The organism is Ectobacillus sp. (genome assembly GCF_056992975.1).
Window position 1 is genome coordinate 1 of record NZ_JBXKMX010000201.1, and the last position, 10,016, is coordinate 10,016.

Here is a 10,016-nt window from a genome sequence, read left to right on the forward strand (position 1 = left end):
CCAAGTTCAAGCGCGAATTGTCTGCGAATCGCTACAATACGATCCAACAAGTCACCGCCTTGGTGTGTATCAGCTAACGGAATCAATCCTATCCCAAACTCAAACTCGATTGGGTCTTCCTGTAGAAGTGAAAAAACACTTTCTGGCTTTCGGACATCATCTAATTCTTGTTCCGATTGTAAGTCCTCTTCTTTCTCTTCTAACTTCGAAGCATTTCTTTGCATGGCATAACCAGCATAAGCAAGCAAACCTGCTATGCCCCATGTAACGACAATCCCAATGGGAGTAAGAAGTCCAAGCAAAGCAATAACACCTGCTACGACATATAGTAAATTTGGATAGGAAAACAACTGTCCTGCTATATCTTCCCCTAGATTACCATCTGATGAAGCCCTCGTTACAACAATACCCGTTGCCGTAGATATCAATAAAGCTGGAATTTGGCTTACAAGACCATCCCCAACAGAAAGAAGAGTAAACGTAGTAAGCGAGGAGTTAAAATCCATACCGTGCATCGTCATCCCAATGATAAAACCGCCGATAACATTGATTACAAGTATGATAATACTAGCAATTGCATCCCCTTTTACGAATTTACTTGCCCCGTCCATAGCACCGTAGAAATCAGCTTCCTGCATGACCTTCTTCCGTTTGATACGGGCATCTTGCTCCGTAATCATACCTGCATTTAAATCAGCATCTATGCTCATTTGTTTACCAGGCATAGCATCTAACGTAAACCGAGCAGCTACTTCTGCCACACGCTCTGATCCCTTTGTAATGACTAGAAATTGAATGATGACTAGAATTAAAAATACAACGAATCCAACTACCGCATTTCCACCGATTACAAATTGACCAAACGTTTCAATAACATGTCCTGCTTTCGCATTCGAAAGAATCGATCTTGTACTCGAAACATTCAACGAAAGACGAAAAAGTGTCGTTAATAATAAGAGAGAGGGAAAAACAGAAAAATCTAATGGTTCTTTCGTATTCATACCAACTAGTAAAATCATAATACTCATCGAAATATTAATAATAAGCAAAATATCCAAAATAAAAGTAGGTAATGGAATAACCATCATGATGATAATCATCATAACAGCAACTAATACGCCAACTTCTTTTAGTTTCATTGTTTCACCCCCACTACTTGGTTAATGTCCCTTTCATCTGATACACATAAGCAAGTACTTCTGCTACTGCTTTAAATAGATCCTCGGGAATTTCTTGGCCAATTTCAACATTTGCATAAAGCGCTCTAGCCAAAGGCCTATTTTCCATTGTGATAATATGATGTTCTTTCGCAACTTCTTTAATTTTTAAGGCAATATAATCTGCCCCCTTTGCTATCACAACTGGGGCTGCCATTTCTCCCGCTTCGTACATAATTGCTACGGCGAAGTGAGTCGGGTTCGTAACAACAACACTTGCTTTCGGTATATCATTCATCATCCGTGACATTGCAATTTGTCGTTGCTTTTCCTTTACTTTTTGCTTAATAACCGGATCGCCTTCCATTTTTTTATATTCTTCTTTGACTTCTTGTTTTGTCATTTTGAGTTGTTTATTATGATCAAACCGTTGGTACAGATAATCAACAATTGCGATGATAAAATAGACGACAGAAAGAATAAGTGTAATTTTCACAAGCAAGGAAAACATATACGATATAATATTCTGCGGCGTCATCAAAGACATTTGTAATATGGATTGTCTTTCCTGCCAAAGTAGCATGCCGCCTGTTGTCGTTAATATAATAAATTTCAAAAGAGATTTTAAAAGTTCAAATACTGATTTCATTGAAAACATACGCTTTATACCCGAAATTGGGTTGATTTTACCCAACCCACCTTGAAGAGCAGCAAACGATAGAACAAAACCAACTTGTACAACATTTCCAACTATAGCAGCAATCCATGCTGCCAAAAGAACCGGAGCGGCAATTGATACACCCAACTTTAGCAACCCCGCAAACAAAGTTGGAACGGAATCTTGCGTTACGTCCCATTGCATCATCGTAGAAAACCCTTGCCCAAACAACGTATACAACTGCGATGCCATACTCTTTCCAAACACCGCAAGTGCGATAAACGAAAAGGTAACAACCGTCGCACCTGATAGGTCTGTACTCTTTGCATATTGTCCCTTTTTCTTCGCTTCTTGTTTTTTATTCGGGGTTGCTTTCTCTGTTTTTTCTGCAAAAAATTGCAAATCCAAAGATATTGCCACTGTTTATCCCCCCAATATATGTAACATTTGTTCAAACGATGAAATCATTGTTTGAACAAGCTGGGATAGCATGTAAAAAAACACGGGTATAGATACGTACAAAATGACGAAATAAACAAGAACTTTAATTGGAATACCTACTACAAATAAATTCATTTGTGGAACCGACTTCGAAATAATACCTAATACAACATCGACCATGAATAGCGTCCCTACTAATGGGGCCGCAATAAGCAAGGAAATCCAGAACATATGACCGATAATATCAAGCAAAACTTGTACAATATTTGAAGTAAATGAACTTGGCAGCCAAGTATCTACTGCAATCCATTGATAGCTCTGAATAATTCCCTTTAGAAGAATATGGTGACCATCAGAAAGAAGAAAAAACATCATCGTTAAGATGTAATAGAATTTTCCTGTTAGCGGCTCTTGAATCCCTCTCTTTGGATCAAACAAAGATGACATCGTAAACCCACTTTGTAAATCGATGTAACTTCCAGCTAGTTCTACTGCATAAAACAGAATAGAAGATGCAAAGCCAAGAGATAATCCAACTGCTAATTCTTTACATACTAGCAAGAAATATGTGCTGTTAAAAACGAGCGGCGTGGTAGGCTCAATAAATCCTAACGTCACAATAGCAATACAAAATGAGAATCCCCATTTAAGTTGACTCGGTATTTGTTGATTATTCCAAATGGGTGCAGCTACAAAAAATGCTGAAATTCTAACGAATACAAGTAAAAATAAAGATAAATACGGTATTAACTCCATCACATTACCCTATAAACTTCGTTAGATTTGTAAATAGATTACGTGTAAAATCAATAAGATTCGTTAGCATCCATGGTCCAAACAAGAGTAGTCCTACTAGAACAGCAACAATTTTCGGAACAAACGCTAATGTCTGCTCTTGAATTTGCGTTGCTGCCTGTATGATACTCACAAGTACCCCTACAACTAATGCAATAAGTAAGATAGGTGCTAGCACGAGCATCGTAATATAAATTGTACTTTGTGCAAGAGCATTCATACTTTCTGGTGTCATATCGATTTCTCCCCTTATGTGTAACTCACGAACAGCGATTGTACGACAAGATGCCAACCATCTACGAGAATAAACAGTAGAATTTTAAAGGGTAAGGAGATCAAAGATGGCGGTACCATCATCATACCCATTGCCATTAAAATACTCGCAACAATCATGTCAATGACAAGAAACGGAATGAATAATAGAAAGCCCATTTGAAACGCTGTCGTTAATTCACTCATTACAAACGAAGGAACGAGAGCACGAAGAGGAATATCTTGCACTGTCGAATAGCTCGGTGAGTGACTATATTCTAAAAATAAGTTCAAGTCCTTTTGACGTGTTTGTTTCGCCATGAACTCCTTCATCGGGGCTGTTGACTTCGTATATGCTTCTTGCTGTGATATATTTCCTTTTATATAGGGCTGCAAGGCCTGATCATTGATTTGTTGAAACGTCGGTCCCATAATAAAAAACGTTAAAAATAAACTAAGCCCTAATATAACCTGATTGGGCGGCATTTGCTGCGTTCCAAGAGACGTCCGAACGAAAGAAAGAACGATTGCCACTCTCGTAAAGGATGTCATTAATAAGATAATACTAGGAGCAACCGACAATACAGTCAGTAGCAATACAAGCGTCAGTGAAAAGGACTGATTATTCATGTCCCCTAATGCACTGATATTAGGGATACTTGGTATAGTAGGACTATTCGTTGCTGCAAAGGTTACATTTTGATTTACAAAAAAGAGGGCAAAAACAATCAAGAATACTCTTTTCAATTATCTTTCCCTCCATCCTTTGGTTCCTTGTCTTTATTTCGCGGCAGTGTATTTCGATCCAACTTTCGCATCTGCTGTTTTAAAATAGCATTCCATTTTTCTGCAGAAGCAAAGGATTGTAACGTCCATTTGGCTTCATTCTCATCTGTTGCAGAAGCAATTGCTTCTAACAACTCGTTCTGTTCTTCCCCAGGAGGAATGGTACGAATCAATCCAATATTTTCACCGACACCAACGATATACATCGTATTCCCGATCATGAGTAACTGAACAGAACGATTATTTCCCAGTGAATAGCTGCCAATGGCATGAAAGGGTCCGCTATCCCGAATTTTCGTTGCTTTTTTCGATAGCACTTTTGATAATACATAAATGAGTACGATAATTAATATAAATGAACCGATAAATTGAAAAATGTACGGTACAACGGAAGGAGCCGGGGCAGGCGAGGATGCTGCCGGGGTACTTTTTTGCTGTGAGCTCGTATCGTTATACTGCTGGTATACGGTTCCTTCTTTCGCTTTCGCGCTTGGCATACTACATACTAAGAAGACGAGGAGAAAGCTTAGCAGCAGTTTGTTCCATTTAGTCATGAGACTGCTCCCTTCACTTCATTTTTCTTTCTCTCTCTTGAATTGAAACGATATCAGTTATTCGAATGGCAAACCGATCATCTACAACTACAATTTCACCTTCTGCAATCTTGGCTTTGTTCACTAGCATAGCGACATGCTCCCCTGCTAACTTGTCTAGGCGAATAATGCTACCTTTTTTTAACTCAAGTATGTCATGAATCGTTTTCTTGGCTCTACCTAATTCAAAGGAAACATGAAGTGAAACGTCTGTAAGTAGTTGGAGCTGTTTCTTGTCCATATCAACGGTTTCTTCCATAATAGGAGAGAAAGTAACAGACTGGACTGTGCTTTCTTTTTTTTGGTCGTTCACGTTTTCCCCTCTTTTCAAAATCGATTCCTACCCTTTTTTCGCAAGTTCTTTTAATGCATTAGAAACAATAGCAGCCTTTTTCGGATCCATTCTACCGAGAATATCTGCTTGCTGCGAAACATTCATATATTTTAAAATAGATGCTGCGTCCTGCACGGTAAGATTTTCTAAAATACTTGCAGCATTACTAGGGGACATATTTCCATATGTAGCTGCTGTCTTTTTATAATAAGCATCTGTATTCGTCGTACTTTGTTGCTTGCTCGCATCATTTTCCTTCGCATCCAATTGCATTTGTTTTTCGCGTAAGCTTGTCTGAAGATCCTGTATGAGCTTATCCTGCTCCTGCACTTTTTGTTGCACACTTTCGTATTTCTTTGAAAGTGTAGCATAAGAATCTCCGCCCTGTTGCGCACTAGAATTTGATTTCGTAATCGGATCTCTTAATTCATCCCCCATGAACATGTATAAAATCATAAATATGAGGAATGTAAAAATGAGGATTTCACCGAAAATATAAAACGGCCCTTTCCATCTTTCACTTTTCATCCAAACACCTACTTCATGAAGTGAAACCTATCATTTTATGAATCCTAGCGGGATAAAGATTGTTTCTGATAATAGCGAACGGTTGCCATTTCATCTAGCATATTTTGCTCAAGTCTATTCTGGTTGCTTATATACGATTCCCGTGATTGTTCACGCAAATGATTCCATGTTTTCTCATCTTTACGTTTCTCTAAAAAAGTAGTCTGCTTCAGACGAAGTTCATTCTCTGCAACTTGTACTTGTCTCAATACCTGAGATATTTCAAAGTCTAAGAAAGTAAGATATTCATTTTGTTGGTGAATGGATGCTGCTGTATAAGCGTTATCTACCCTTTCCCATTTCATAATCCATTCGTTTCGTTTTTCTTGCAAAGCATGTAGCCTTGTTACTATTGCATCCCGCTTCATAACCGTGACCCCGTAATCAGTGAGTGCTTGGTCCTTTTCCTTTTCCTTCATCGTAACAATATGTTCATACCGGTACCGAAACGTCATGATTCATCACTCCAAATCGATTCGTTAATGTAGAAACTGCCGCCTCAAAGGAAGAATCCTCCATTGTTCCTTGTTTTAAAAATTGATCAATCCAATCCTTATTTGAAATGGCCTCATCAATTTCTCTATCTGTTCCCCGTTTATATGCACCAATTTGAATTAAATCTTCTGCCTTCTGATACGTACTGATTAACGCCTTTACCTTTTCGGAAGCTGCTATATGGCTACTAGCTGCAATATCCTTCATGACACGGCTCACACTTGCCGTCACTTCGATAGCGGGATACATTCCCTTCTGTGCAATGCTCCGGCTAAGCACAATATGACCGTCTAAAATTCCTCTAACGGCGTCTGCAATTGGCTCATTCATATCATCACCATCAACAAGAACGGTATAAAAAGCAGTAATCGTACCGCTTTCATTCGTTCCTGCCCGCTCCAATAACCGCGGCAGCATGGCAAATACAGATGGTGTATAGCCTTTCGTTGTCGGCGGCTCGCCTATCGCTAAGCCAATCTCGCGCTGGGCCATTGCAAATCGTGTGACGGAGTCCAACATTAGATTGACATTCATTCCTTGATCTCGGAAAAATTCAGCAATTGCAGTGGCAATCATCGCACCTTTAATTCGAATGAGTGCTGGCTGATCCGAAGTCGCTACGACAACAACTGACTTGGCCAATCCTTCTTTTCCTAAATCACGTTCAATAAAATCAAGGACTTCTCGCCCACGTTCCCCGATTAAACCAATTACGTTAATATCAGCTTCTGTATTGCGTGCCATCATTCCGAGAAGCGTACTTTTACCTACACCGCTTCCGGCAAAAATACCAACGCGTTGTCCTTTTCCAATCGTCAGAAGACCATCAATGGTTCGAACCCCTACACTTAAGGGGGCATTTATTCGTGGCCGCTTGAGTGGATTCGGCGGAAGACGATTTGCGTTTACTTCCACTAATCCTAGTGGAAGATTACTTTCGTCCATTGGCTTTCCAAGCCCGTCTAACACTTTTCCAAGCAGTCCAGTCCCCACCTTCACCATTAATGGCTTACCCGTAGACACAACTTCACATCCAGGTCCTATACTATGTATTTCACCAAGTGGCATAAGAAGAACATTATTATTTCGAAAACCTACCACTTCTGCTTGAATGGGCTTACCTTGTCTATTTGGATAAATAAGACATATATCCCCCATATTCACGTCAGGTCCCTGTGATTCGATGGTTAACCCTATAACCTGTGTTACTTTACCATTCATTTTGACGGCATTCATATTATGTAGCGTGTCTAAATAGGGTTCAATATCCCAATTACTCATCTCGTTCCACCTGCTTACAAGAAAGAAGAGCCTTTTTTATTTCCTCCAATTGAACATCAATTCTTGCATCAATGCTGCCATATGGAGTAAGGATACGGCACCCGCCATCTGAAATACTATAATCAGGGAATACCTTCACTTCCACTTGTCCATCCATTACAGCTAATAGTTGTTGCCTTTGTTTTTGTACAAAATCGAAGTCTTTTGGCGCAACACCAATGGAAATGGAAGAAGCATCGTGAATTGTAAGTAACGTTTGCTTTATCATGTGAATGAGTGCCTCTTCGTTTTGACTAAGCTCTTGCTGCAAAATTTTCTTCGCTATTTCAATTGTAAGAGAAAGAACAAATGGCTCTGCTTCCTTTATGAGCTTTTCCTTTTCTTCGTATGCCTGTTGTAAAACGGAAGAAGCTTGTACGATCTTATCCTCAAACTGCTTTTGTCCTTCTTCCATGCCAGTTGTATAGCCCTTTTGATAGGTTTCCTGTTCCATGTCTTTTAGATAAATATGAAACTGTTCTTCCTCTTTGTTACGCCACTCTTGCAGCTTTGCCTCTGCTTGATTGCGTCTTTTTTCTATTTCAACTTCTATATCTGCTAGCATCATTTCTCTCTCGTGAAGAAAAGGATCCGTAGCCTTTTCTTCAATTGGTTCAATTGGAGAAAGAGAGGGATTAGCCATCGTTACTATTTTTCGTTCCTCTTTTTTTATCACCTTAGCCGCTTTTACAAGTTTAGATGACAAGATTTTCTCCCCCATTTCGAGAGATAATAATGATTCCATCTTCTTCTAATTTTCGAACCATTGTGACAATCCGTTTCTGTGCTTCTTCTACATCCTTCATAAGAACAGATTCGTTTGCAGCGATTTCTTCTTCCAATAGATCCTGCCGACGTTTGGAAATATTGCGGTAAATCGCATTTTTCATCGTTTGCGTTGTAGAACGCAATGCCAGTTGTAAATCCTCGTTCCCCACATCGACCAAAATACGCTGTATCGAACGATTGTCTAGATATGCAATATCATCAAATACAAACATTCTTTGTTTAATTTCGTCCGCCAACTGTGGATCCGTAGTTTCAAGTGTATCGAGTATATTTTTTTCTGTACTTCTGTCTACACCGTTTAAAATGTTTACAATCGATTCAATTCCATTTTTCGACACTTGTTTATGTGTGCTTGTCGCAGATAATCTCTCTTTTAGAACTTGCTCTACTTGTTGGATCATGTCCGGTGAAGCTGTATCCATAATGGCAATCCGTTTTGCTATATCAATCTGTTTTTCTGGTGAAAAAGCAGACAATATGGTCGATGCCTTTTCCGCATCAAGATAGGATAGAACAAGAGCAATTGTTTGTGCGCTTTCATGTTGCAATAAGTTTAATATTTGTACAGATTCAGCGCGGTCTACAAATTGAAATGGCTTATCTCCTGATTGAGTCTTCAAACGACGCAAAAAGACGGATGCCTTTTCCGAGCCAAGAGATTGCTGCAATAATTCTTTGGCAGCTTGCAAGCCACCGTAAGATGCTACATTGTTAGCAATAGCCAATTCATGAAATTCCCTCATGACCTGCAGTTTTATATCCGAGGAAACCATTCGTAAATTGGTAATTTCCTTCGTTATACTTTCAATTTCATCTTCATGTAAATGCTTCATAATTTCAGCAGAAGCACTTGGACTGACTGAAAGAAGTAAGATAGCTATTTTTTGCAAATTCGTATATTTCACCATCTTAACACCCCCTTTCCTGTTATTCCTTTATAAGCCATGTACGTAGTAAGCCTGCAATTTCCTTCGGCTGCTGTTGAACCATATCTTCAACCTGCTTCTTAATAAGAGCATTCTCATCGATTACCGCTTCCTCTTTCATCGGTAATTCTGGTACGATCTCATTAATTGCTACTCTTTTTGCACTTCTAGAGCGTAGCATTAAGAATACCACTGTAACGAGTAACAATACTGCCAAGCCAGACACAGCATAAACCCACCATGGTAAAGCCGCAGAAGCCGTTGCAGCAGTCTTAGGTTTTCCTGTAAATTCTTTTGGGAATACCACAATACGCGTTGCGATATCTTGGTTAGATAAATTTTTATCTGCTAATGCTGATTTCACAACATTCGAAAGAACATTTTGAATATCTGATTTCGTTTGATCAGTAAGAGATGCTGGGTCCTTAGGATCTGGTGGTTCCACCGCTATATTGATTGTTAAATCATCTATTTTATATGGGCTTTGTACAATATCCCGTGAAATTCGATTCACTTCATAGTTAAAGCGATTTTCGATATCTTCTGATTTATTATTTTGCGTATTTCCTGCTGCTACATATTGCGTTGTATCCATTTGTCCATTTGCATTCGTACCATTCGGTTGTGAATTTCCGGTATACGTTTTTGAAATTTTCTCAGCGCTAATAGCAATTCCTTCATTTGTATCCTTATTCACAGGTTCTACAAGATTTTGTTTTTCCGTTACTTTATCAAAGTTTAATTTAACAAAGGGCTGTATAATCACTTTGTCTTGTCCCATCAACATTCCTAGCATTTGCTGCAAGCGTTGTTGCATATCTTTTTCTACCGTTTGCTGAATATTACGCTGTTGTTGAAATTGATCCATGTTGACAGATCCATCATCCGTACTAGAAGCATTCG

13 protein-coding genes are annotated in these 10,016 nt (G+C 39.0%); all 13 read right to left on the reverse strand.

Annotated elements, in window-relative coordinates; translation table 11 throughout:
* Positions 1-1,139: FHIPEP family type III secretion protein (locus tag AC11ZT_RS09145; protein ID WP_484059302.1), on the reverse strand; the 1,139-nt coding region annotated here is incomplete at its 3' end.
* Between the two features lie 13 nt (positions 1,140-1,152).
* On the reverse strand, positions 1,153-2,235 hold the full coding sequence (gene flhB / locus AC11ZT_RS09150; protein WP_484059303.1) for a flagellar biosynthesis protein FlhB: 1,083 nt from the start codon (positions 2,233-2,235) through the stop codon (positions 1,153-1,155).
* Between the two features lie 3 nt (positions 2,236-2,238).
* Positions 2,239-3,012 (reverse strand): flagellar biosynthetic protein FliR, encoded by a 774-nt coding sequence (gene fliR / locus AC11ZT_RS09155; RefSeq protein ID WP_484059304.1) that lies wholly within the window; start codon positions 3,010-3,012, stop codon positions 2,239-2,241.
* A gap of 4 nt (positions 3,013-3,016) precedes the next feature.
* Positions 3,017-3,286: a flagellar biosynthesis protein FliQ gene (fliQ, locus tag AC11ZT_RS09160; RefSeq protein ID WP_484059305.1), complete on the reverse strand. Its 270-nt coding sequence runs from the start codon at positions 3,284-3,286 to the stop codon at positions 3,017-3,019.
* 14 nt (positions 3,287-3,300) lie between these two features.
* Positions 3,301-3,933 (reverse strand): flagellar type III secretion system pore protein FliP, encoded by a 633-nt coding sequence (gene fliP / locus AC11ZT_RS09165; RefSeq protein ID WP_484059314.1) that lies wholly within the window; start codon positions 3,931-3,933, stop codon positions 3,301-3,303.
* 113 nt (positions 3,934-4,046) lie between these two features.
* Positions 4,047-4,643, reverse strand: a complete 597-nt coding sequence (locus AC11ZT_RS09170; RefSeq protein ID WP_484059306.1) for a flagellar biosynthetic protein FliO — start codon at positions 4,641-4,643, stop codon at positions 4,047-4,049.
* A 13-nt stretch (positions 4,644-4,656) separates the two neighbouring features.
* Positions 4,657-4,995 carry a flagellar motor switch protein FliN gene (gene fliN / locus AC11ZT_RS09175; protein ID WP_484059307.1) on the reverse strand — a complete coding sequence of 113 codons (339 nt, stop codon included), beginning with the start codon at positions 4,993-4,995 and terminating at the stop codon, positions 4,657-4,659.
* A 27-nt stretch (positions 4,996-5,022) separates the two neighbouring features.
* On the reverse strand, positions 5,023-5,544 hold the full coding sequence (locus tag AC11ZT_RS09180) for a MotE family protein (protein WP_484059308.1): 522 nt from the start codon (positions 5,542-5,544) through the stop codon (positions 5,023-5,025).
* A gap of 44 nt (positions 5,545-5,588) precedes the next feature.
* On the reverse strand, positions 5,589-6,038 hold the full coding sequence (fliJ, locus tag AC11ZT_RS09185; protein ID WP_484059309.1) for a flagellar export protein FliJ: 450 nt from the start codon (positions 6,036-6,038) through the stop codon (positions 5,589-5,591).
* Complete coding sequence (gene fliI, locus AC11ZT_RS09190; RefSeq protein ID WP_484059310.1) at positions 6,016-7,359, reverse strand: flagellar protein export ATPase FliI; 1,344 nt, start codon at positions 7,357-7,359, stop codon at positions 6,016-6,018. The genes fliJ and fliI overlap by 23 nt, the downstream gene beginning before the upstream one ends.
* Positions 7,352-8,104: a FliH/SctL family protein gene (locus AC11ZT_RS09195; protein WP_484059311.1), complete on the reverse strand. Its 753-nt coding sequence runs from the start codon at positions 8,102-8,104 to the stop codon at positions 7,352-7,354. Before AC11ZT_RS09195 ends, fliI begins: the two co-directional genes overlap by 8 nt.
* Positions 8,094-9,095, reverse strand: a complete 1,002-nt coding sequence (fliG, locus tag AC11ZT_RS09200; RefSeq protein ID WP_484059312.1) for a flagellar motor switch protein FliG — start codon at positions 9,093-9,095, stop codon at positions 8,094-8,096. The genes AC11ZT_RS09195 and fliG overlap by 11 nt, the downstream gene beginning before the upstream one ends.
* 19 nt (positions 9,096-9,114) lie before the next feature.
* A partial coding sequence (locus AC11ZT_RS09205) for a flagellar M-ring protein FliF C-terminal domain-containing protein (RefSeq protein ID WP_484059313.1) occupies positions 9,115-10,016 on the reverse strand: 902 nt, incomplete at its 5' end.

Coding starts and splice junctions, on each gene's coding strand:
- fliG (WP_484059312.1), bottom strand. CDS start 9,095: ATGGTGAAATATACGAATTTGCAAAAAATAGCTATCTTACTTCTTTCA.
- fliJ (WP_484059309.1), bottom strand. CDS start 6,038: ATGACGTTTCGGTACCGGTATGAACATATTGTTACGATGAAGGAAAAG.
- fliR (WP_484059304.1), bottom strand. CDS start 3,012: ATGGAGTTAATACCGTATTTATCTTTATTTTTACTTGTATTCGTTAGA.
- fliI (WP_484059310.1), bottom strand. CDS start 7,359: ATGAGTAATTGGGATATTGAACCCTATTTAGACACGCTACATAATATG.
- AC11ZT_RS09180 (WP_484059308.1), bottom strand. CDS start 5,544: ATGAAAAGTGAAAGATGGAAAGGGCCGTTTTATATTTTCGGTGAAATC.
- fliQ (WP_484059305.1), bottom strand. CDS start 3,286: ATGACACCAGAAAGTATGAATGCTCTTGCACAAAGTACAATTTATATT.
- fliP (WP_484059314.1), bottom strand. CDS start 3,933: ATGAATAATCAGTCCTTTTCACTGACGCTTGTATTGCTACTGACTGTA.
- AC11ZT_RS09170 (WP_484059306.1), bottom strand. CDS start 4,643: ATGACTAAATGGAACAAACTGCTGCTAAGCTTTCTCCTCGTCTTCTTA.